This window comes from Paraburkholderia piptadeniae, from assembly GCF_900007165.1.
Lineage (GTDB): Bacteria > Pseudomonadota > Gammaproteobacteria > Burkholderiales > Burkholderiaceae > Paraburkholderia > Paraburkholderia piptadeniae.
This window is the reverse complement of the sequence record NZ_CYGY02000095.1, coordinates 17354-38349: the sequence shown is the minus strand read 5'-3', so window position 1 is coordinate 38349 and position 20996 is coordinate 17354. Positions and strand designations below refer to the sequence as shown.

At 64.0% G+C, this 20996-nt stretch carries 21 protein-coding genes; 9 read left to right on the top strand and 12 right to left on the bottom strand.

Going from position 1 to position 20996, the window contains the following annotated elements:
• Nucleotides 1-124: 124 nt before the first annotated feature.
• On the bottom strand, nt 125-1681 hold the full coding sequence (locus BN2476_RS38665; protein WP_087739450.1) for an N-acetylmuramoyl-L-alanine amidase: 1557 nt from the start codon (nt 1679-1681) through the stop codon (nt 125-127).
• Nucleotides 1663-2217: a tRNA (adenosine(37)-N6)-threonylcarbamoyltransferase complex ATPase subunit type 1 TsaE gene (tsaE, locus tag BN2476_RS38660; RefSeq protein ID WP_087739449.1), complete on the bottom strand. Its 555-nt coding sequence runs from the start codon at nt 2215-2217 to the stop codon at nt 1663-1665. Before tsaE ends, BN2476_RS38665 begins: the two co-directional genes overlap by 19 nt.
• A gap of 17 nt (nt 2218-2234) precedes the next feature.
• Between tsaE and queG the strand changes: the two genes are divergently transcribed.
• The 3 genes from queG to xerD are packed head-to-tail and all read left to right on the top strand — an operon-like array spanning nt 2235 to nt 4974.
• Nucleotides 2235-3530 carry a tRNA epoxyqueuosine(34) reductase QueG gene (gene queG / locus BN2476_RS38655; protein WP_235851150.1) on the top strand — a complete coding sequence of 432 codons (1296 nt, stop codon included), beginning with the start codon at nt 2235-2237 and terminating at the stop codon, nt 3528-3530.
• 29 nt (nt 3531-3559) lie between these two features.
• On the top strand, nt 3560-4042 hold the full coding sequence (locus tag BN2476_RS38650) for a methylated-DNA--[protein]-cysteine S-methyltransferase (RefSeq protein WP_087739448.1): 483 nt from the start codon (nt 3560-3562) through the stop codon (nt 4040-4042).
• Entirely contained in the window at nt 4039-4974 is a 936-nt protein-coding gene (gene xerD, locus BN2476_RS38645) for a site-specific tyrosine recombinase XerD (RefSeq protein WP_087739447.1), read from the top strand. The genes BN2476_RS38650 and xerD overlap by 4 nt, the downstream gene beginning before the upstream one ends.
• Nucleotides 4975-5025: 51 nt before the next feature.
• Here the strand turns inward: xerD and BN2476_RS38640 are convergent, their stop codons facing one another.
• Nucleotides 5026-6624, bottom strand: a complete 1599-nt coding sequence (locus BN2476_RS38640; RefSeq protein WP_087739462.1) for a class I adenylate-forming enzyme family protein — start codon at nt 6622-6624, stop codon at nt 5026-5028.
• A gap of 137 nt (nt 6625-6761) precedes the next feature.
• On the opposite strand from BN2476_RS38640, the gene ybaK reads away from it, so the two are divergent.
• Together ybaK and plsY are read left to right on the top strand one after the other, a co-directional pair.
• The gene (gene ybaK / locus BN2476_RS38635) at nt 6762-7253 is read left to right on the top strand and encodes a Cys-tRNA(Pro) deacylase (RefSeq protein ID WP_087739461.1); all 492 of its coding nucleotides are present in this window, start codon (nt 6762-6764) and stop codon (nt 7251-7253) included.
• 121 nt (nt 7254-7374) lie between these two features.
• The gene (gene plsY / locus BN2476_RS38630) at nt 7375-8016 is read left to right on the top strand and encodes a glycerol-3-phosphate 1-O-acyltransferase PlsY (RefSeq protein WP_087739446.1); all 642 of its coding nucleotides are present in this window, start codon (nt 7375-7377) and stop codon (nt 8014-8016) included.
• Nucleotides 8017-8115: 99 nt separating this feature from the next.
• Here the strand turns inward: plsY and BN2476_RS38625 are convergent, their stop codons facing one another.
• On the bottom strand, nt 8116-8601 hold the full coding sequence (locus BN2476_RS38625) for a YajQ family cyclic di-GMP-binding protein (RefSeq protein WP_087739445.1): 486 nt from the start codon (nt 8599-8601) through the stop codon (nt 8116-8118).
• 174 nt (nt 8602-8775) lie between these two features.
• Here BN2476_RS38625 and murB point away from each other — a divergent pair, with 174 nt between their 5' ends.
• Nucleotides 8776-9816: a UDP-N-acetylmuramate dehydrogenase gene (gene murB, locus BN2476_RS38620; RefSeq protein ID WP_087739444.1), complete on the top strand. Its 1041-nt coding sequence runs from the start codon at nt 8776-8778 to the stop codon at nt 9814-9816.
• 102 nt (nt 9817-9918) lie between these two features.
• Here murB and BN2476_RS38615 read toward each other — a convergent pair whose 3' ends face one another.
• Both BN2476_RS38615 and argF read right to left on the bottom strand, forming a co-directional pair.
• The gene (locus tag BN2476_RS38615) at nt 9919-11145 is read right to left on the bottom strand and encodes an argininosuccinate synthase (protein WP_087739460.1); all 1227 of its coding nucleotides are present in this window, start codon (nt 11143-11145) and stop codon (nt 9919-9921) included.
• Between the two features lie 332 nt (nt 11146-11477).
• On the bottom strand, nt 11478-12407 hold the full coding sequence (gene argF, locus BN2476_RS38610) for an ornithine carbamoyltransferase (protein ID WP_087739443.1): 930 nt from the start codon (nt 12405-12407) through the stop codon (nt 11478-11480).
• A 464-nt stretch (nt 12408-12871) separates the two neighbouring features.
• Here argF and BN2476_RS38605 point away from each other — a divergent pair, with 464 nt between their 5' ends.
• The gene (locus BN2476_RS38605) at nt 12872-13207 is read left to right on the top strand and encodes a DUF3579 domain-containing protein (protein WP_087739442.1); all 336 of its coding nucleotides are present in this window, start codon (nt 12872-12874) and stop codon (nt 13205-13207) included.
• Nucleotides 13208-13441: 234 nt separating this feature from the next.
• Here BN2476_RS38605 and rpsT read toward each other — a convergent pair whose 3' ends face one another.
• Nucleotides 13442-13720: a 30S ribosomal protein S20 gene (rpsT, locus tag BN2476_RS38600; protein WP_054916931.1), complete on the bottom strand. Its 279-nt coding sequence runs from the start codon at nt 13718-13720 to the stop codon at nt 13442-13444.
• A 472-nt stretch (nt 13721-14192) separates the two neighbouring features.
• On the opposite strand from rpsT, the gene murJ reads away from it, so the two are divergent.
• Together murJ and BN2476_RS38590 are read left to right on the top strand one after the other, a co-directional pair.
• A complete protein-coding gene (murJ, locus tag BN2476_RS38595; protein WP_087739441.1) occupies nt 14193-15743 on the top strand; it encodes a murein biosynthesis integral membrane protein MurJ in 1551 nt (516 codons plus the stop codon).
• Nucleotides 15744-15748: 5 nt separating this feature from the next.
• A complete protein-coding gene (locus BN2476_RS38590) occupies nt 15749-16591 on the top strand; it encodes a SirB1 family protein (protein ID WP_087739459.1) in 843 nt (280 codons plus the stop codon).
• Nucleotides 16592-16694: 103 nt separating this feature from the next.
• Here BN2476_RS38590 and BN2476_RS38585 read toward each other — a convergent pair whose 3' ends face one another.
• From BN2476_RS38585 to lpxK, 5 genes are all read right to left on the bottom strand, one after another.
• The gene (locus BN2476_RS38585; protein ID WP_087739458.1) at nt 16695-17453 is read right to left on the bottom strand and encodes a 3-hydroxyacyl-CoA dehydrogenase; all 759 of its coding nucleotides are present in this window, start codon (nt 17451-17453) and stop codon (nt 16695-16697) included.
• Nucleotides 17454-17702: 249 nt separating this feature from the next.
• Nucleotides 17703-18368 (bottom strand): adenylate kinase, encoded by a 666-nt coding sequence (gene adk / locus BN2476_RS38580; RefSeq protein ID WP_087739440.1) that lies wholly within the window; start codon nt 18366-18368, stop codon nt 17703-17705.
• Between the two features lie 257 nt (nt 18369-18625).
• Nucleotides 18626-19429, bottom strand: coding sequence for a 3-deoxy-manno-octulosonate cytidylyltransferase (gene kdsB / locus BN2476_RS38575; protein ID WP_087739439.1), 804 nt, complete (start codon nt 19427-19429; stop codon nt 18626-18628).
• A gap of 241 nt (nt 19430-19670) precedes the next feature.
• A complete protein-coding gene (locus BN2476_RS38570) occupies nt 19671-19874 on the bottom strand; it encodes a Trm112 family protein (protein WP_007180583.1) in 204 nt (67 codons plus the stop codon).
• Nucleotides 19855-20871 (bottom strand): tetraacyldisaccharide 4'-kinase, encoded by a 1017-nt coding sequence (gene lpxK / locus BN2476_RS38565; RefSeq protein WP_087739438.1) that lies wholly within the window; start codon nt 20869-20871, stop codon nt 19855-19857. The genes BN2476_RS38570 and lpxK overlap by 20 nt, the downstream gene beginning before the upstream one ends.
• Nucleotides 20872-20996 lie beyond the last annotated feature (125 nt).

Here is a 20996-nt window from a genome sequence, read left to right as displayed (position 1 = left end):
TCCGCGTTGGTCCGCATTGATCCGCGTTGAGCGTTGGCGACGCGTAAAACGGCAACGGCCGCGCTTCGCAGTGCGGCCGTTTTGCTTTTTGATTGCAGCGCAGGTTTAGCGGAAAGCCTGGGCTTCAGGTCATCCGGCTCTTCGCAAGCGGCGGGTTCGCGGCAAAGTAGCGTTTGATGCCGCTGAGGATCGCGTTTGCCATCTTCTCTCGATACGCGTCGTCGTTCAGACGGCGCTCCTCGTCCGGGTTGCTGATAAATGCGGTCTCGACGAGGATCGACGGAATATCGGGTGCCTTCAGCACGGCGAAGCCCGCCTGTTCGACGCTGCCCTTGTGCAGCTTGTTGATCCCGCCGATTTCCTTCAGCACGAACGTGCCGTAGCGCATCGAGTCGCGGATCTGCGCCGTCGTCGACATATCGAACAGCGCGCGGTTCACGCTCGCGTCGGCGGACTTGATGTTGATGCCGCCGATCTGGTCCGACGAGTTTTCCTTGTTCGCCATCCAGCGCGCGGCCGCGCTCGACGCGCCATGCTCCGACAGCGCGAACACCGACGAGCCGCTCGCTTCGGGCGTCGTGAACGCATCCGCGTGAATCGACACGAACAGGTCCGCGCCGACGCGCCGCGCCTTCTGCACGCGCACGTTGAGCGGCACGAAGAAGTCGGCGTCGCGCGTCATCATCGCCCGCATGTTCGGCTGCGCGTCGATCTTCGCGCGCAGCTTCTTCGCGATGTCGAGCGCGACGTGCTTCTCGTACGTGCCGCTGCCGCCGATCGCGCCGGGGTCTTCGCCGCCGTGGCCCGGATCGATCGCGACCGTCAGCAGGCGCACCGTCGTGCTGCCCTTCTTCGGCGTGGTGAACTTGTAGGTGTCGTCGCCGTTGTCGCCTTCGTTGTCCGTATCGTTGTCGTTGTTGCGCGCGATGACGGGCGGCGCGGGCGCCGGCGTTGGCTTCGACGGCGTGTGCGGCGCCGGCGCCGCATGCGCCGGCGGACGCGGCGCGGGCGCAGGAGCGGAAGGCGAAGGCGCGTTGTTCTGCGCGTACTTCTCGAAGAAGGCGTCGCTGTTGTCGGCGGGCGGCGTGGTCGGGCCGCTCAGCGTCGCGGCGGGCGGCGATGACTCTTCGTTGAGCTTGTCGAGTTGCTGCTGCTTGCGCTCGGTCTGCGCGAGCAGGTCCATCAGCGGATCGGGCGCGACGGCGGGGTACAGGTCGAACACGAGACGATACTTGTACGTGCCGACGGGCGGCAGCGTGAACACCTGCGGCTTCACCGAGCCCTTCAGGTCGAACACCATCCGCACCACATGCGGCTGATACTGCCCGACGCGCACCGATTGAATCTGCGGATCGTTCGGCGCGATCTTCGAGACGAGATCCTTGAGCGCCTGGTCGAGATCGAGACCGTTCAGATCGACCACCAGCCGATCGGGGCCTTGCAGCATCTGCTGCGTGTTCTGCAGCGGCTGATCGGACTCGATGGTCACACGCGTGTAGTCGCGCGCGGGCCACACGCGCACGCCGAGCACCGACGACGCCCACGCGAAACGAGGAGCGGCAAGCCCGAGGACGAGGGTGGAAGCGCCCGCGCGAAGAATCTGCCGGCGACGCCAGTTATGCGTCGCTGTGGCCGCCGATTCGATCGAACGGAACGGTTTGATCAACATCTTTCGAGACATGCCTTTCCTGATTCGCTATACGCCCGGGCGACCAGCCTGCGGCCATCGCCGTCGACGTCGAGCGAGAACACGAGATCCGGCACGCCTAGCAGACTGCCCGCGCGTTGCGGCCATTCGACGAGGCAGATAGCGCCGCTGTCGAAGTACTCGCGAAAGCCTGCATCGGCCCATTCGGCCGGATCGTTGAAACGGTAAAGATCGAAGTGATAAAGCTCGAGTTCCCCATCCGGCCTTTCGACCGCATAAGGCTCGACAAGCGTATAGGTCGGGCTGCGCACGCGGCCCGTGTGTCCGAGGGCGCGCAACGTGGCGCGCACGAGTGTCGTCTTGCCGGCGCCCAGGTCGCCGAGGAGCTGCACCTGAAGGCCGTTGAATGCAAGGCTGCCCGACACGCTGCTTGCGTTGCGCACGCCGTCGATTGCACGCGCGAAGCGTTCGCCGAATGCCATCGTGGCGGCTTCGTCCGCGAGCGCGAAATGGCGCTCCAGCAGGACGGCAGCGGACGGTTGATTCGCGAGACCGGATTGATCGGGCATTCTCGTAAAATGGCGTTATGAACCAAAGCCAGCAGCACCCCAACGCCTTGTCGGAGCAACATCGGGAGCGACGTCCCGACGCGCATTCGCCGCCCCGTGCAGCGAACGACGAAGCACCTGCCACGCCTCATTACGATGAAGCGCAACTGGCGGCGCTTGCTTCGCGTATCCGGAGCTGGGCACGCGAACTGGGTTTCGGCGCGGTCGGCATCAGCGATATCGACCTGTCGAACGCCGAAGCGGGCCTTGCTGCATGGCTCGACGCGGGTTGCCACGGCGAGATGGATTATATGGCCAAACATGGGATGAAACGTGCGCGGCCAGCCGAGCTTGTGGCCGGAACGCGACGCGTGATTTCCGTGCGCATGGACTATTTGCCCGCGCATTTGCCTCGTTCTTCGGATGCGCGAAAGGATGATGAAAGTGCGCACAGCGACGTTCAGCACGACTGGCGACTGGAAGAACGCGCGCGTCTGAACGATCCGTCGGCGGCTGTCGTGTCGATCTACGCGCGCGGCCGCGACTATCACAAGGTGATGCGTAACCGTCTGCAGCAACTGGCCGATCGGATCGAAGCGGAAGTCGGCCCGTATGGCCATCGCGTGTTCACCGATTCGGCGCCCGTGCTCGAAGTCGAGCTTGCGCAGAAGGCGGGCACGGGCTGGCGCGGCAAGCATACGTTGCTGCTGCAACGCGATGCGGGGTCGCTCTTTTTCCTCGGCGAGCTCTTCGTCGATCTGCCGTTGCCGACGGATGCCGAGACGGCCCCCGAGCGAGCGCCCGAAACGCCGGGCGCGCATTGCGGCAGTTGCGCGCGCTGCATCGGCGCATGTCCGACGGGGGCGATCGTCGGGCCGTATCAGGTCGATGCGCGGCGCTGCATTTCCTATCTGACGATCGAACTGAAGGGCAGTATTCCCCAGGACTTGCGGCCGCTGATCGGCAATCGTGTGTATGGCTGCGACGATTGCCAGCTTGTATGTCCATGGAACAAGTTCGCGCAGGCCGCGCCCGTCGATGATTTCGATGTGCGTCATGGACTCGATCGCGCGTCGCTCGTCGAGCTGTTCGGCTGGAGCGCCGAGGACTTCGACACGCGCATGCAGGGCAGCGCGATCCGCCGCATCGGTTATGAATGCTGGCTGCGCAATCTCGCCGTCGGCATGGGCAATGCGCTGCGGGCCGCGCCGCAGAGTATTTCGGCAGGCGCGCGCGAAGCCATCGTCGATGCGCTGCGCAAGCGTGCCGACGATCCGTCGCCGCTCGTGCGCGAGCATGTCGAATGGGCGCTGGAAGCGGCATGGCAACGTTGAATGGACCTTCCGAAAGGGGTGAGCACATCATGTTCGATGCAGTGATCGATGCGCCGTTCGGCAAGATCGGCTTGCGGGTGCAGGGCGGGGCCGATGGCGAGACCGTGCGCGAAATCGTTTATCTGCCCGATTCGGTGGCGAATGTCGAGCCGCAGTCGCCGCTCGCGAAGCAGGCCGTCGAGCAGATCGAGCACTATTTGCGGCGCGCGTCCGCGACCTTCGATCTGCCGCTCGCCGATATCGGCACGCCTTTCCAGCGGCGCGTGTGGCAAGCGATCTGCGAGATTCCGCCGGGGGCGGTGCGGACCTACGGGCAGCTTGCGAAGAGCATCGGCAGCGTGCCGCGCGCCGTCGGCCAGGCGTGCGGGTCGAACTTCTTTCCGATCGTGATTCCGTGTCATCGCGTGGTGGCGTCGGGCGGCATCGGCGGCTTTGCGCATACGGGCGGCGACGGCTACTATCGCAACGTCAAACGATGGCTGCTGAAACACGAGGGCGTACCGTACGCATGACCGATGTGCTGACCGAAGACGCGCGGCCCGCGTCGCCTCTGTTGCTGACGAGCGGCGCGTCGATCGACGCGTTCTGCGACGCGCTGTGGCTCGAGCATGGCCTCGCGCGCAACACACTCGATGCGTACCGGCGTGACTTGCGGCTCTTCTCCGAATGGCTCGCGGATACGCGCGACGTTTCGCTGGATACGGCGACGGAAGCCGATCTGACGGCCTATAGCGCCGCGCGCGCGAAGGACAAGTCGACGTCGGCGAACCGGCGCCTGTCCGTGTTTCGCCGCTACTACGCGTGGGCCGTGCGCGAGCATCGCGCGGCGGCCGACCCGACGCTGCGCATCCGCTCGGCGAAGCAGCCGCCGCGTTTTCCATCGACGCTGACGGAAGCGCAGGTCGAAGCGCTGCTCGGCGCGCCGGATGTGACGACGCCTTTGGGCTTGCGCGATCGCACGATGCTCGAGCTGATGTACGCGAGCGGCTTGCGTGTCAGCGAACTCGTGACGCTGAAGACGGTGGAAGTTGGCCTCAACGAAGGCGTCGTGCGCGTGATGGGCAAGGGCTCGAAGGAGCGGCTGATTCCGTTCGGCGAGGAGGCGCATGAGTGGATCGAGCGCTATCTGCGCGAGTCGCGGCCCGCGCTGCTCGGCCAGCGTTCCGCCGATGCGCTGTTCGTCACCGCGCGCGCCGAAGGCATGACGCGCCAGCAGTTCTGGAACATCGTCAAGCGTCACGCAATGACGGCGCATATTCACGCGCCGCTGTCGCCGCATACGCTGCGTCATGCGTTCGCGACGCATCTGCTGAACCACGGCGCGGATCTGCGCGTCGTGCAGCTGTTGCTCGGCCACACCGATATCTCGACGACGCAAATCTACACGCACGTCGCGCGCGAGCGCCTCAAGACGCTGCACGCGGCGCATCATCCGCGCGGGTGATCGCTTTCTCGCTGCTGAACTTTATCGCGCTGCTGACCTTTATCGCTCGATTCACGCGACATCGCGCAGCCGATGCTTGAGAATCTTGCCCGTCGATGCGGCGGGCAGCGCGGCCAGCACCCTGATTTCGGCGGGACGCTTGTACGGCGCGAGCCGCGTTTCGCACCATTCGGCGAGGTCGGCGGGCGTCGTGGTGGCACCGCCGATCAGCTCGACGAACGCCACCACTTCCTCGTTGCCTTCCACCGCGCGCCCGATCACCGCGGACTGCACGACATCGGGATGCGCGTTCAGAGCCTGTTCGACTTCCACTGGATAGACGTTGAAGCCCGAGCGGATGATCAGCTCCTTGCTGCGCCCGGCGATATGCAGCGCGCCGTCCGCATCCTGGCGCGCGAGATCGCCCGTCCTGAGCCAACTGTCTTCGGTGACGGCGGCTTGCGTCTGCTGCGGATTGCGGTAGTAGCCGAGCATCACGTTCGGTCCGCGCACCCACAGTTCGCCGACTTCGCCTTGCGCGACATCCGCGCCATTCACGCCGACGAAGCGCACCTCGATGCCCGGGATCGGCTGGCCGACGGAGCAATCGACGCGCGGTGCGTCGATCATCGTTTGCGAGACGGTCGGGCTGCTCTCGGTCATTCCATAGCCGTTGTGAAGCGTGACGCCATACGTGGTTTCGACGCGCGCCTTCAACGCGGCGTCGAGCGGCGAGCCGCCCGAGTACGCAAAACGCAGTCGCGGCGCGGACCACGGCAGCTCGTTCGCTTGCAGGTATTCGAGCAGCTTCGCGTGCATCGCGGGCACGCCCTGGAAAATCGACACGCGTTCTTCTGCGAGCGCGCGGCGCACGGCTTCAGGCGAAAAGCGCGGTGCGAGCCTGAGCGTCGCGCCCGCAAACAGGCTGCCGAGACACACGGACGCAAGCCCGTACACATGCGAGATCGGCAGCACGGCGTAGACGACGTCATCCGAATTGACGCGCCTCAGCGTGCTCGACATCGCCGCGATGAACAGCAGGTTGCGATGCGACAGCATCACGCCCTTCGGCGCGCCCGTTGTGCCCGTGGTGTAGATCAGCGCGGCGCATTGACGGTCGGAGGCGGCTTCGACGGGTTCCGCTTGCGCTGCGTCGTCGATCGCGCAGGACCACGCGCCGATGTCGATATCGATGCCGCGCGCGGGCTTCGCGCCGTGGCGTTCGGCGTGTTGCCGCGCATCCGGCGATGCGTCGACGGCATACGCGACGACGCGCGGCTTCGCGTGCGCGCGGATCGCATCGAGTTCGGCCATCGACAGCCGCGCGTTCGACATCAGCGCCCACGCGTCGAGCTTTGCGGCCGCGAACAGCAGCACGATCTGCACGATGCTGTTTTCCGCGACGATCATCACGCGGTCGCCGGCGCGCACGCCTTGCTCGCCCAGCAGCGCGGCGACGGCCTCCACGGCTAGCGCGAGTTGCGCGCGCGTGAGACGCCGTTCGTCTTCGATCAGCGCGGCATGCTGCGGATCGCGCGCTGCAATCAGCGCCGGAATATCGGCGATGCGTGCGGGGAGCGAGGCGAGCAGGGCGGCGGCATCAACGGACTGCGCCACGTCTCCTGCGACGGCGGACGATTGCGGGGCTGGCTTCAATGATGTCTCCTTCATGGACGATCCGTGCGCCTGAATCTGCTGCATGCCGCTGCGCCGGGAGATTTTTGAACGAGCGTGCCATAATCCGCGGGCGCGCACAATTGGCCATCCGGCAAATGGTCGTTGCGTCGCGCGGACATTACAATGCGCCGATGAGCAAATCCAGACACGTCTCCGAAACCCCCGCCACGCAGTTCTTGCGCCGTCATCAGGTCGAGTTCGGCGAGCATCCGTACGACTACGTCGACCACGGCGGCACGGGCGAATCGTCGCGGCAGCTTGGCGTCGACGAACATCACGTCGTCAAGACGCTGGTGATGGAAGACGACCAGGCCAAACCGCTGATTGTCTTGATGCACGGCGATCGCACCGTGTCGACGAAGAACCTCGCGCGGCAGATCGGCGCGAAACGTGTCGAGCCGTGCAAGCCGGAAGTCGCGAGCCGGCATTCGGGTTATCTGATCGGCGGCACGTCGCCGTTCGGCACGAAGAAAGCGATGCCCGTGTACGTCGAATCGACCATACTCGAACTGGACAGGATCTTGATCAACGGTGGGCGGCGCGGCTTTCTCGTCAGTATCGCGCCGGGCGTGCTGACGTCCCTGCTGTCCGCGAAGCCGGTGCAGTGCGCAAGCGTCGATTGAAGCACGCATCCGTATCTGTAAAAGCGGGCGAAGGCTTCGGTAGAATGTGCGCCGTTGCGCCTGCGCCGCCAGGAGACCCGCGCCGCTTGCTGCGCTTTCCAATACTGACAAGAGTTTCAACATGGAAAACCTGATTGTCGCCGTCGTGGCTTATCTGATCGGCTCGGTGTCGTTTGCCGTGATCGTCAGCGCCGCGATGGGACTCGCCGATCCGCGCTCATACGGCTCGAAGAACCCCGGCGCGACGAACGTGCTGCGTAGCGGCAACAAGAAGGCCGCGATTATCACGCTGATCGGCGACGCGTTCAAAGGCTGGTTCGCCGTGTGGCTCACCGGGCATTTCTCGGCGCGTTTCGGACTCGACGATACGTCCGTCGCCATTGCCGCGATCGCCGTTTTTCTCGGCCACCTGTACCCCGTCTACTTTCGCTTCAAGGGCGGCAAGGGCGTCGCGACGGCGGCGGGCGTGCTGCTCGCGATCAATCCCGTGCTTGGCATCGCGACGCTGCTGACCTGGCTGATCGTCGCGTTCTTCACGCGCTACTCGTCGCTTGCTGCGCTGTGCTCGGCTATTTTCGCGCCGCTGTTCGACGGCTTTCTGTTCGGCGCGAACGTGATTGCGCTGGCTATCGTCGCGATGAGCGCGCTGCTGATATGGCGTCACCGCGCGAACATCGCGAAGCTGGTGGCAGGGCAGGAAAGCCGCATCGGCGACAAGAAGAAAGCGGAAGCGGCTACGCGGCCGGCGTCGAACAAGCACTGAATTCGCGAATGCGGCGACGCCGTATCGCCGCTTTTTGCTCGAGCCGCATATCAAGCGATCATCATGCGCCGTCCGGCGAACGGCACCTGTCGGCACACATCAGTCGCGGAAGTTGTTGAAGTCGAGCGGCGTATCCGTCACGTCCTTGCGCAGCAGTGCGATCACGCTTTGCAGATCGTCGCGCTTCGTGCCCGACACGCGCACCGCATCGCCCTGAATGCTCGCCTGAACCTTGATCTTGCTGTCCTTCACGAGCTTGACGATTTTCTTCGCGAGATCGCCGGACACGCCCTTCTTCACTGTGACGACCTGCTTGACCTTGTCGCCGCCGATCTTCTCGATCTTGCCGTAGTCGAGGAAGCGCACGTCCACGCTGCGCTTCGCCATTTTCGACACGAGCACGTCCTTCACCTGGCCGAGCTTGAACTCGTCGTCGGCATACGCGGTGAGCTCGCGTTCCTTCTGCTCGACGCGGGCGTCCGAGCCCTTGAAGTCGAAGCGCGTCGAGATTTCCTTGTTGGACTGCTCGACGGCGTTCTTCACCTCGATCATGTTGGCTTCGCAGACGACGTCAAACGATGGCATTGCATTCTCCCATTTGTATCGAGCGGCGGCGCGGCTGGACGGCTGCGCGCGACGTACTCGCTATAATCACGAACCGGTGTCATTTTACCGACCCCTTTCCCTTTTGCCCAAGGCTCGCGAACCGATTGCGCCGTACGGTTCGCGCGCGTCGCAGGGCGCTTGCCAGAACACCTGATGTCCGAGTCCGATCTGCTCCCGTTCGTCGCCGGCTTCCCGCTGAAGTCGCGCAACACCTTTGGCTTCGATGTGCGCGCGCGTCTCGCATGCCATATCGAAAGCGAGGCGCAGCTGCTTGCGGCCGTGCGCGATACGCGCGTGGCCGGCTTGCGGCGCCTCGTGCTGGGCGGCGGCAGCAACGTCGTGTTGACGGGCGATTTCGACGGCCTCGTGCTGCTGATCGGGCTGCGCGGACGCAAGCTGGTCCGCGAAGACGCCGATGCGTGGTACGTCGAAGCCGCCGCGGGCGAGAACTGGCACGACTTCGTTTCATGGACGCTCGCAGAGGGCGTGCCAGGCCTTGAAAATCTCGCGCTGATTCCGGGCACGGTCGGCGCGGCGCCGATCCAGAACATCGGCGCGTACGGGCTCGAAATGTGCGAGCGCTTTGCGTCGCTGCGCGCAATCGAGCTTGCGACGGGCAAGACGGTCGAGCTCGATGCCGACAATTGCCGCTTCGGCTATCGCGACAGCTTTTTCAAGCAGGAAGGGCGCGACCGTTTCGTGATCACGTCGGTGACGTTCAGATTGCCGAAAGCATGGACCCCGCGCGCCGGTTATGCCGATATCGCGCGCGAGCTTGCCGCCGTCGGCCTCGGCGATGCGACGCCGACGCCGCAGGCGATCTTCGATGCCGTCGTTGCCGTGCGCCGCGCGAAGCTGCCCGATCCGCTCGCACTCGGCAACGCGGGGAGCTTCTTCAAGAATCCCGTAATCGACGCCGCGCAGTTCGACGCATTGGTCGCAAAGGAGCCAGAGATCGTCTCGTATCGGCAGACGGACGGCCGCGTGAAGCTCGCGGCGGGCTGGCTGATCGACCGCTGTGGCTGGAAGGGGCGCGCGATGGGCGCGGCGGGCGTGCATGAGCGTCAGGCGCTCGTGCTCGTGAATCGCGGCGGCGCGAGCGGGGCGCAAGTGCTGGCGCTCGCGAAAGCGATCCAGCAGGACGTGGCGCAGCGTTTCGGCGTCGAGCTGGAGGCCGAGCCGGTTTGTCTCTGAGTTTGAACGGCTTCGCTCGGACAAGAGCCCGAGAGCGAGCCTGAAATAAAAAAGCGCCGGGTTCAAGCCCGGCGCTTTGTCTTTACGACAGCGTTTTATCGCTTAGCCGCGCTGGCGGCGTGCGTTCTCGGCGATACGCATACGAAGCGCGTTCAGCTTGATGAAGCCGCCGGCATCGGCCTGGTTGTAGGCGCCGCCGTCGTCGTCGAACGTTGCGATGGTCTTGTCGAACAGCGTCTCCTTCGAGTCGCGCGCGACGACCGACACGCTGCCCTTGTACAGCTTCACGCGCACCCAGCCGTTGACCTTCTCCTGCGTGTGGTCGATCAGCACCTGAATCGCGCGGCGCTCCGGGCTCCACCAGTAGCCGTTGTAGATCAGCGAAGCGTAGCGGGCCATCAGGTCGTCCTTCAGGTGCGCGACTTCGCGGTCGAGCGTGATCGATTCGATGCCGCGGTGCGCCTTCAGCATGATCGTGCCGCCCGGCGTTTCATAGCAGCCGCGCGACTTCATGCCGACGTAGCGGTTCTCGACCAGATCCAGACGGCCGATGCCGTGCTTGCCGCCGAGGCGGTTCAGCTCGGTCAGCACTTCGGCGGGCGACATGCGCTTGCCGTTGAGCGCGACGGGGTCGCCGTGCTCGTACTCGACGTCGAGGTATTCCGGCTGATCCGGCGCTTCTTCCGGCGACACCGTCCAGCGCCACATTTCCGGTTCGGCTTCCGCCTTCGGGTCTTCGAGGTGACGGCCTTCGAACGAGATGTGCAGCAGGTTCGCGTCCATCGAATACGGTGCGCCGCCTTGCTTGTGCTTCATTTCGATGGGAATGCCGGCTTTTTCTGCATATGCGAGCAGCTTTTCGCGCGACAGCAGATCCCATTCGCGCCACGGGGCGATCACCTTGATGCCCGGCTCCAGCGCGTAATAGCCGAGCTCGAAGCGCACCTGGTCGTTGCCCTTGCCCGTCGCGCCATGCGACACGGCCTGTGCGCCGGTCGCGCGCGCGATTTCGATCTGGCGCTTCGCGATCAGCGGACGCGCGATCGATGTGCCGAGCAGATACTCGCCTTCGTAGATCGTGTTCGCGCGGAACATCGGGAACACGAAGTCGCGCACGAACTCTTCGCGCAGGTCTTCGATATAGACGTTTTCCGGCTTGATGCCGAGTTGCAGCGCTTTCTTGCGAGCCGGTTCCAGTTCTTCGCCCTGGCCGATATCGGCCGTGAAGGTGACGACTTCGGCGTCGTAGTTGTCCTGCAACCACTTCAGGATGACGGAGGTGTCGAGACCGCCCGAATAGGCGAGCACGACTTTGTTGATATCGCTCATGGTGAACTCGTAGCTGGGAGAACTGAGCGCGTCGGCCGGTCCGGCGCGCGGAAAAACCATATTTTGACACTAAACCGCCACATGTCCCGCGATTTCGGGTGCGACGGCCAGTGAGCCGAGGCATTCGCGCTGGGCGATGCGCCCCGCTGGACGATGCGGCGGGGGACATGATCGATGCCCCGTTTCTGCTTGCCGCCTGTCTGCTGCCGGTTTGCTGCCCGGCTTTTTATCTGCGTATCGAATTGAACCGCGTGTTGCTGTGAACTGCGTGCTGCTTTGAACCGCTTGCCGCCAGATTGCTCCGGCGGCTTTTGCCGCGTTTGGCCGGATGCCTAGTGATTCAGCTTGCCGAGTAGCAGAAATTCCATCAGCGCCTTCTGCACGTGCAGACGGTTTTCCGCTTCGTCCCACACGACACTCTGCGGCCCGTCGATCACTTCCGCGCTCACTTCCTCGCCGCGGTGTGCGGGCAGGCAGTGCATGAAGAGGGCATCCTTGTTCGCGCGCGACATCATGTCGGCATCGACGCACCAGTCGGCGAACGCCTTCTTGCGCGCTTCGTTCTCGGCTTCGAAGCCCATGCTGGTCCAGACGTCCGTTGTGACGAGATCGGCGCCCTTGCAGGCTTCGTTCGGATCGTCGAATTCTTCGTAGAACGGCGCGCTTTCAGGCGCGACCAGCCCACGGTCGAGCTTGTAGCCCGGCGGCGTGGACAGGCGCAGCTTGAAACCGAGGATCTGCGCCGCTTCGATCCACGTATAGAGCATGTTGTTCGCGTCGCCGACCCAGGCGACAGTCTTGCCGCGAATCGGACCGCGATGCTCGTAGTACGTGAAGATATCGGCGAGCACCTGACACGGGTGATATTCGTTCGTCAGGCCGTTGATGACGGGCACGCGCGAATTTTCCGCGAAGCGCTGGATGATGTCCTGGCCAAACGTGCGGATCATGATGATGTCGACCATCCGCGAGATGACCTGCGCTGCGTCTTCGATCGGCTCGCCGCGGCCAAGCTGCGTGTCGCGCGTGCTCATGAAGACGGCGTGACCGCCCAGCTGGAAGATGCCCGCTTCGAACGACAGGCGCGTGCGCGTCGAGTTCTTCTCGAAGATCATCGCGAGCGTGCGGTCGTGCAGCGGATGATACGTCTCATAGTTCTTGAACTTGCGCTTCAGGATGCGGGCGCGTTCGAGCACGTACTCGTAGTCTTCCAACGAGAAATCGTTGAACTGCAGATAGTGGCGGATTGTCTTGGAGGTCATGAAACAAATACGGCGGATTCACCCGGGCGAAATTGCCGGACTGGGCCGCCGTCGTTTGTGGTAACTCAATGCAGCATAAAGGATTTTGAATGTTTTGACGAGTCGGCCAAAAGGCATGGGCAATGTGCCGGAACGTGCAAAGGACTGTTCCAGAGGGCTTGTGTGCAGTGCGGAAAAACCCTGGCTGCGCTATAATCTCGGAGTTTTCTCAAAGCCCGGCAGGCAGGCTTAGCGCTTGCAGGACACGGCTTTCGCACATCCGGTATGCGCCGTACCGTGCGCCATCTGATCGCTGCCCGAAGCGCCCTCGCTGGCTCGCTGCGGCGGCCGGACTCCAAAGCTCGATGCAGGATTCACTGTGGGTTCGGGTGGTCGCAAGACGTGTTCGAACAGCGTTTTCAGGCAGCCATCTTTCGCCGGCTCGTCACGGGCAGTTCACCGGGCAGTCACACAGGGTTCCGTACATGGCCGATACACCCCCAACCGAGTATTTCATTCAAGGCATCACATCGTCTGGGCGAAAGTTTCGTCCGAGCGACTGGTCGGAGCGACTGGCGGGCGTGATGTCGTGTTTCGGTCCGGGCGCGAAAGGGCCAAATGCCCGTCTTCAGTATTCCCACTACGTGCGTCCGACGATGATCGGCGACCTGAAGTGCGTGATTCTCGATTCGCGGCTGCGGGACATCGAGCCGATGGCTTTCGACTTCGTGATGAATTTCGCCAAGGACAACGATCTGATCGTCACCGAGGCGTGCGAGCTTCCGCCGGAGCATGAGGCGCAAAAAGCGTCGTCGCGTTGAGTCGGGCGCCGCGTCCGGGCGGCATCGGCGACAGGCTGGATGAACAATGGAACCCGCATCGGCGGGTTTTTTTGTGTCCGCGTTTGGATCGGCCTCGAGCGGTCATCGTTCGAAGCGCGACGTACGGCGCGATGCGCACCCGGGCGAAAAACAAAAAAGCCCGCGATGGCGGGCTTTGATGACGCAGCGGAAACAGGAAGCAGCTCGCGCGAGCGAGCTGCCGGATTCGATAATTTACTGCGCTGCGGGCGCTTGCAGACCCTTGATGGCTGCAGCGAGGCGGCTCTTATGGCGAGCTGCCTTGTTCTTGTGAACGATTTTCTTGTCGGCAATGATGTCCAGCGTCTTTGCCGATGCCTTGAAGATTTCAGCGGCTTGTGCTGCGTCGCCGGCTTCGATTGCCTTGCGGACAGCCTTGACAGCCGTGCGGTACTTCGAGCGCAGCGCCGAGTTGTGCGAGTTTGCCTTGGCGGCTTGACGGGCGCGCTTGCGTGCTTGTGCGGAGTTAGCCATGACGGTTCCTTATCCTGTTCCTGTTTCCAGTGCCTGCCTTTGACGGCGGCGGGCGCTGCTTTTAGATCGAACCCCTGAGAGCGATTGCCCAAGGGCGCAAATAGACAAACAAACTGAGAACTACGTGAAATCCCGCTCGTTCCGACTCCGATGGAGTAGGGCAGAAAGGTGAGCGAGCTTCGAAACGGGCGATTATAGCAACAAAATCAGACACGTGGCAACCGCGTGCAGTCTCGGCTTCACTGGCCCACGAGCGCGGGCCGGCGGCGCGTGCGCCATCGAAGGCCATCCCGTGTGTCATGTGTGACTGGCCTGGCGAGCGGCACGACGGCTCGAAAGACGCCAATCTCCCCACAAATTCGCCGTCGACTCGAACGTATTTCGCGCAAAGCGGTCCCATTCGGTCCCGATTACGAGGAATCTTGCCCTGACATGCTGACCGCCCTGGACGCACCCGTATAATAAGCGCCCCATGAATCTATTCCGAGCCCTGCTGACGGTCAGCGGCTTCACGCTGCTTTCGCGCGTGACCGGACTGGCCCGCGAGACCCTGATCGCCCGCGCATTCGGCGCGAGCCAGTACACCGACGCGTTCTACGTCGCTTTCCGAATCCCGAATCTGCTGCGCCGGATTTCCGCCGAGGGTGCGTTCTCGCAAGCCTTCGTGCCGATTCTCGCCGAGTTCAAGAACCAGAAGGGCCACGACGCGACGAAGGCGCTCGTCGATGCGACCTCGACGGTGCTCGCGTGGGCGCTGGCGATTCTCTCGCTGCTCGGCGTAGTGGGCGCGACGTGGGTCGTGTTCGTGGTGGCGTCCGGCCTGCGCAGCGATGGTCAGGCGTTCACGCTGGCCGTGTCGATGACGCGGATCATGTTCCCTTACATCGTGTTCATTTCGCTGACGTCGCTGGCGTCGGGCGTGCTGAACACGTACAAGAACTTCTCGCTGCCCGCGTTCGCGCCCGTGCTGCTGAACGTGGCGTTCATCGTCGCGGCCGTGTTCGTCGCGCCGCACATGAAGGTTCCCGTTTTCGCGCTCGCGTGGGCGGTGATCGCGGGCGGCGTCGCGCAGTTCGTCGTGCAGCTGCCGGGCCTGAAGAAGATCGACATGATCCCGCGCATCGGGCTCGATCCGTTGAAGGCGATCGCGCATCGCGGCGTGAAGCGCGTGCTCGCGAAGATGGTGCCGGCGATGTTCGCGGTGTCGGTTGCGCAGATCAGCCTCATCATCAACACGAACATCGCGTCGCACATCGGGCCTGGCGCCGTGTCGTGGATCAACTACGCGGACCGCCTGATGGAGTTCCCGACAGCGCTGCTCGGTGTCGCGCTCGGTACGATCCTGCTGCCGAGCCTGTCGAAGGCGCACGTCGATGCCGACGCGCACGAGTACTCGTCGCTGCTCGACTGGGGCTTGCGCGTGACGTTCCTGCTCGCCGCGCCGAGCGCGATCGCGCTGTTCTTCTTCGCCGAGCCGCTCACGGCGACGCTCTTCCACTACGGCAAATTCGACGGCAACGCGGTCGTGATGGTGGGGCGCGCGCTGGCTGCGTACGGCATCGGCCTGATCGGTCTCATTCTGATCAAGATCCTCGCGCCCGGCTTCTATGCGAAGCAGGACATCAAGACGCCCGTGAAGATCGGCGTCTTCGTGCTGGTCATCACGCAGCTGAGCAACTACGTGTTCGTGCCGATCTTCGCGCATGCGGGGCTGACGCTGTCGGTCGGGCTTGGCGCTTGCGTCAACGCGCTGTGCCTTTTCATCGGCTTGCGGCGGCGCGGCATCTATATGCCGTCGTCGGGCTGGACGGCGTTCTTCGTGCAGATGATCGGCGCGTGTCTCGTGCTGGCGGGCGTCATGCACTGGTTCGCGATCAGCTTCGACTGGATCGGCATGCATGCCGATCCCGTGCGGCGCATGGTGCTGCTCGCGGCGTGCCTGGTGCTGTTCGCCGCGCTATATTTCGGTATGCTGTGGCTGATGGGCTTCAAGTACGCGTATTTCAAAAGGCGAGTGAAGTGATCACGATGACGCGGGTTCTCGATTATTTCAGCGCGCTCGTCGCCGAAGACGATGGGTTTCCGCTCACGGAAGTGGCGCTGTCGCTTGCGCAGGACGCCTATCCCGACCTCGATTTGCAAGCGGTGCTCGCGGAGATAGACGAACTCGCGCTGCGCATCAAACGCCGCATTCCCGACGACGCCGACATCCAGCAGCGCGTCGGCATTCTCAATCGCTACTTCTTCCGCGAGCTGGGCTTCGCGGCGAACGTCAACGACTACTACGATCCCGACAACAGCCACCTGAACATGGTGCTCAAGCGCCGGCGCGGCATTCCGATCTCGCTCGCGGTGCTGTATCTGGAGATGGCGTCGCAGGTCGACATTCCCGTACGCGGCGTGTCGTTTCCCGGACATTTCCTGCTGCGCGTCACGCTGCCCGAAGGCGACGCGATGATCGACCCGACCACGGGCCATCCGCTGACGGAACACGAGATGGTCGAGATGCTCGAGCCTTATGTCGCGAAGGCGGGCGAGTCGGTGAGCCGCGCGCTGCGCATGCTGCTGCAACCGGCGACGCGCCGCGAGATCGTCGCGCGCATGCTGCGCAACCTGAAGGCGACGTATCTGCAGACGGAACGCTGGCAGCGGCTGCTCGCCGTGCAGCAGCGTCTCGTGATCCTGTTGCCGGAGAACATCGAGGAAGTCCGCGATCGCGGCTTCGCGTATGCGCGGCTGGATTACCTGCGGCCGGCGCTCGAAGACCTCGAACGCTATCTCGACGACAGGCCGGATGCCGAAGACGCAACGGTCGTCGAATCGCAGCTGAGCGAATTGCGGCAGCGCACGCAGCACAACGATCGCGATTGATCGACTGACGCGCCGCTCCGTTCCAAACGAAAACGCCTGCACAGAATACGCGCAGGCGTTTTTCATTGCAGCGGTCGCCGTTCGTGTACGGCGCGCGCTGCGCTCACTTGGGCTGCATGCGGATCGCGCCGTCCAGGCGGATCACTTCGCCGTTCAACATCGGGTTGTCGAAGATCTGCTTGACGAGCATCGCGTACTCGTTCGGCTTGCCGAGGCGCGGCGGGAAGGGCACCATCGCGCCGAGCGCGTCCTGCACTTCCTGCGGCATGCCGAGCAGCATCGGCGTTTCGAAGATGCCGGGCGCGATCGTCATCACGCGGATCGCGTTGCGCGACAGATCGCGCGCGACCGGCAGCGTCATGCCCGCGACGCCCGCCTTCGACGCCGCATACGCAGCCTGTCCGATCTGTCCGTCGAACGCGGCCACGGATGCCGTGTTGACGATCACGCCCCGTTCGCCGAGCGCGTTCGGCGCGTGCTTCGACATTTCGGCGGCCGCGAGGCGAATCATGTTGAAGGTGCCGACGAGATTGATCGAGATCGTGCGCGCGAACGAGTGCAGCGGATGCGGGCCGTCCTTGCCGACCGTCTTCATCGCGGGCGCGACACCCGCGCAGTTGACGAGACCGCGCAATGTGCCGAGCTTCGTCGCCGCTTCGACGGCCTGCACGGCGTCGTCTTCGCGGCTCACGTCGCACTTGACGAAGACACCGCCCAGTTCCTGCGCGAGCGTCTCACCCGCTTCGTGATTCAGGTCCGCGAGCACGACCTTGCCGCCGTTTTCCGCGATCATGCGCGCCGTCGCGGCGCCGAGCCCCGACGCGCCGCCCGTGATCAGAAACACGTTGTCCTTGATGTCCATGTCTTCTCCTTGATTGGATGCGTTGATCGCGTGATTCGAATATTTATCGCTGAACGATTTTAACGGCTCGTCCCGACGCGTCAAACCGCGCAAAACGGCAACGGCTGTCACGCTTGCGTCGATATTTCCGGCGCCTGCGCTCAGTGCTCCGAATGAGCAGCGACTTCGCGAAGCAATGCGCAACGCGTCAAACAAAAAACCCGCCGTGAGAGGCGGGTTCTTCGTATCTTGCGTGGCGAAGCGTGGTGCTTACTTCAGCGCGTCGAACACGCGTGCGCGGATTTCATCGACGGAGCCGAGGCCCGAGATGCGGCGGTATTGCGGCGCCTTCAGCGAGGTCGACGCGTCGCCTTTCTGCGCCCAGTCGTTGTAGTAGTCGATCAGCGGCTTCGTCTGCGCGACATACACGTCGAGACGCTTCTTCACCGTCTCTTCCTTGTCGTCGTCGCGCTGGATCAGCGGCTCGCCCGTCACGTCGTCGATGCCTTCGACCTTCGGCGGATTGAACTTCACGTGATACGTGCGGCCCGACGCCGGGTGTGTGCGGCGGCCGCTCATGCGCGTGATGATCTCGCCGAACGGGACATCGATTTCGAGCACGTAGTCGATGGGCACGCCCGCCTGCTTCATCGCTTCCGCTTGCGGGATCGTGCGCGGGAAGCCGTCGAACAGATAGCCGTTCGCGCAGTCTGGCTGTTGCAGACGTTCCTTGACGAGGTTGATGATGAGTTCGTCGGTGACGAGCTCACCCGCATCCATATAGCGCTTCGCTTCGATGCCGAGCGGCGTGCCCGCTTTGACCGCGGCGCGCAGCATATCGCCCGTCGAGATTTGCGGAATGCCGAACTTCTCCTTGATGAAGTTCGCCTGGGTGCCCTTGCCCGCGCCAGGAGCGCCCAACAGGATCAAACGCATTTGATTATCTCCAGATCTATGTCAATTCTGTGTGGCGCGCTGCGCGCCATGTGCGGCAGCCTGCGCTCTTGATTCTTGGTGGCACGCTGGTTTCGTCGGGCAGGTCTTCGCTGCGGGCTTCGCGCAGCACGTCATAGACGGCGCTGCGAAACAAACGACAGAACAAGCGGCTTATAACTACGGGCGAATGGCGATATCGATTGATGCGCACCGATATCGGAGTGAATCGCATGAACGACCGATTATGCCATGGCTTTTTACACAGACGACCCAAAAAACGCCTGTACGCGGGCAAGATCTTCCGGTGTATCGACGCCTGGCAGCGGCGCGTCCTGCGTAACGAGCACGGCGATCCGCTCGCCGTGCCACATCGCGCGCAACTGTTCGAGGGCTTCCGCCTGCTCGATCGGTGAAATCGACAAGCTCGGGTAAGTACGGAGGAACTTCGCGCGATACGCATACAAGCCGATATGCCGATACACGGTGGCGGGCGCGGGCGGCGCGGGCATCTGCGCGACGTTCGGCCAGTGCGGCTGGTACGCGTCGCGGACCCATGGAATCGGCGCGCGCGAGAAATACAGCGCGACGCCGCGCGCGTCCAGCACCACTTTGACCACGTTCGGATTGAACACGTCCGCCGGCTCGTGGATCGGATGCGCGGCCGTTGCGATCGCGCAGCCGTCCGTGGACGCGAGATGCGAAGCCACGCCACGCACCAGCGCGGGATCGATCAGCGGCTCGTCGCCCTGCACGTTGACGACGATCGTGTCGTCGCTCCAGCCGTAGTACGACGCGACTTCCGCGAGACGGTCCGTGCCCGACGGATGATCAGCGCGCGTCATCATCGCGTCGATGCCGTGCGCGCGCGCAACGTCGAACACCGACTGCGCATCGGTGGCGACGAGCACTCGCTGCGCGCCCGATTCGAGCGCGCGCTCCGCGACACGCACGACCATCGGCTTGCCCCCGATATCGGCAAGCGGCTTGTTCGGCAGACGCGTGGACGCCAGCCGGGCCGGAACGACGGCGATGAAGGGCGGAGTGTGCTGGGTATCGGTCATCGGTGGAGCGGCCCTATGTTGGGCTCGACTTGAAGGAGGCTCGGAACGGGTCAGCGTAAATGGGCCAGCGGAAAAGAGCCAGCGTAAAGGGCCAACATAAGGCCCGAAGCGCCGAGAAAAAAGCGCCGCCATGATCGGCGGCGCGTTTGGGAAAGGTGCTTGCGCTTGCCGTCAGCGGACAACGGTGTGTCCGTTGCGCAACTCATCGCGCGTCGTCATCGGCGCGAAGTTAGCACGCGACTCACGCAACCGAGCCGGGATTCAGATCGACGGGCGTGCCTTCGACCGTCTGACGCGCTTCGTCGACGAGCATCACGGGAATGCCGTCGCGGATCGGATAGGCGAGTTTGTCTGCGTTGCAGATCAACTCTTGCGCGGCGCGATCGTAGCTGAGCGGGCCCTTGCAGATCGGGCAGACGAGGATTTCAAGCAGGCGAGCGTCCACGGACTTTCTCCACAACAAGTGCAATGAGGCGATGATCGAGCGTGGCTTCGACGGGAACGACCCACAGCCGCGCGTCATGCCAGGACGCCAATTTTACCGCATCCTTTTCGGTGATCAGGATGGCGTCGGCGTCCACGTCGACGAACGGATTCGCGCTGAACGCGTAGTGATCGGGCAGCGCGCGCGTCTCGGGCGCGAGGCCCGCCGCGCGCAGCGTCGCAAAGAAGCGCTCCGGAGCGCCGATGCCCGCGGCGGCCAGCACGCGCTCGCCCGCGAACTGCGCAAGCGGACGGCGCAGGCGCGGATTGTCGAGATGCCATGCATCGCCGGGCGCAAGCTCCAGCGAGAACGTGTTTGGCCACGGCGGCAGCGCGCGGTCGTACGGATTGTTGATCAGCGTTGCGTCGCGCTTGCGCGACAGCGGCTCGCGCAACGGGCCGGCGGGCAGTAGAAAGCCGTTGCCGCCGAGCCGGTGATCGAACACGACAATCTCCGCGTCGCGCTCGAGCCGGTAGTGCTGAAGGCCGTCGTCGCTGACGATCACATCGACATCGCGATGCGCGAGGCACAACGCCTCGGCGGCGGCGGCGCGGTCGGGACATACGAAGACGGGCGCGCCCGTACGGCGCGCGATCAGCAGCGGCTCGTCGCCCGCTTGCGTCGCATTCGAAGTCGGCGTGACGAGCGTCGGCAGCGTGATCTTCGCGCCATAGCCGCGCGACACGACGCCCGGCGTGAAGCCCGCGCTGCGCAATGCCTGCACGAGCGCGATCACCGTCGGCGTCTTGCCCGTGCCGCCGACCGTCACGTTGCCCACCACGACGACGGGCACGCGAACGCGCACCGACTTCAGCCAGCCGAGCGAGTACGCGGCGCGCCGCGCGAGCGCGATCGCGCCGAAGACGCACGCGAACGGCGTCATCGCCCACGCGAGCGGGCCGCGCTGCTGCCACTCGCGCGCGATTCGCGCTTCGATGCGGGACGCGAGTTCGCTCATCGGAAGCAAGCCGGCCGGCGCGGCGCGTCAGAAAGGACGGTCAGTGCGGACATCAACGGGCATCTCCGGGCGGTCGGTTGCACCGACGGTTGAAAGACAAGGACGAAGGGAACCACGAAACGCGG

Bases quoted from the DNA above. Each gene is read 5' to 3' on its own strand.
- BN2476_RS38665 (WP_087739450.1), bottom strand. From the start codon at position 1,681: ATGTCTCGAAAGATGTTGATCAAACCGTTCCGTTCGATCGAATCGGCG.
- tsaE (WP_087739449.1), bottom strand. From the start codon at position 2,217: ATGCCCGATCAATCCGGTCTCGCGAATCAACCGTCCGCTGCCGTCCTG.
- queG (WP_235851150.1), top strand. From the start codon at position 2,235: ATGAACCAAAGCCAGCAGCACCCCAACGCCTTGTCGGAGCAACATCGG.
- BN2476_RS38650 (WP_087739448.1), top strand. From the start codon at position 3,560: ATGTTCGATGCAGTGATCGATGCGCCGTTCGGCAAGATCGGCTTGCGG.
- xerD (WP_087739447.1), top strand. From the start codon at position 4,039: ATGACCGATGTGCTGACCGAAGACGCGCGGCCCGCGTCGCCTCTGTTG.
- BN2476_RS38640 (WP_087739462.1), bottom strand. From the start codon at position 6,624: ATGAAGGAGACATCATTGAAGCCAGCCCCGCAATCGTCCGCCGTCGCA.
- ybaK (WP_087739461.1), top strand. From the start codon at position 6,762: ATGAGCAAATCCAGACACGTCTCCGAAACCCCCGCCACGCAGTTCTTG.
- plsY (WP_087739446.1), top strand. From the start codon at position 7,375: ATGGAAAACCTGATTGTCGCCGTCGTGGCTTATCTGATCGGCTCGGTG.
- BN2476_RS38625 (WP_087739445.1), bottom strand. From the start codon at position 8,601: ATGCCATCGTTTGACGTCGTCTGCGAAGCCAACATGATCGAGGTGAAG.
- murB (WP_087739444.1), top strand. From the start codon at position 8,776: ATGTCCGAGTCCGATCTGCTCCCGTTCGTCGCCGGCTTCCCGCTGAAG.
- BN2476_RS38615 (WP_087739460.1), bottom strand. From the start codon at position 11,145: ATGAGCGATATCAACAAAGTCGTGCTCGCCTATTCGGGCGGTCTCGAC.
- argF (WP_087739443.1), bottom strand. From the start codon at position 12,407: ATGACCTCCAAGACAATCCGCCACTATCTGCAGTTCAACGATTTCTCG.
- BN2476_RS38605 (WP_087739442.1), top strand. From the start codon at position 12,872: ATGGCCGATACACCCCCAACCGAGTATTTCATTCAAGGCATCACATCG.
- rpsT (WP_054916931.1), bottom strand. From the start codon at position 13,720: ATGGCTAACTCCGCACAAGCACGCAAGCGCGCCCGTCAAGCCGCCAAG.
- murJ (WP_087739441.1), top strand. From the start codon at position 14,193: ATGAATCTATTCCGAGCCCTGCTGACGGTCAGCGGCTTCACGCTGCTT.
- BN2476_RS38590 (WP_087739459.1), top strand. From the start codon at position 15,749: ATGACGCGGGTTCTCGATTATTTCAGCGCGCTCGTCGCCGAAGACGAT.
- BN2476_RS38585 (WP_087739458.1), bottom strand. From the start codon at position 17,453: ATGGACATCAAGGACAACGTGTTTCTGATCACGGGCGGCGCGTCGGGG.
- adk (WP_087739440.1), bottom strand. From the start codon at position 18,368: ATGCGTTTGATCCTGTTGGGCGCTCCTGGCGCGGGCAAGGGCACCCAG.
- kdsB (WP_087739439.1), bottom strand. From the start codon at position 19,429: ATGACCGATACCCAGCACACTCCGCCCTTCATCGCCGTCGTTCCGGCC.
- lpxK (WP_087739438.1), bottom strand. From the start codon at position 20,871: ATGAGCGAACTCGCGTCCCGCATCGAAGCGCGAATCGCGCGCGAGTGG.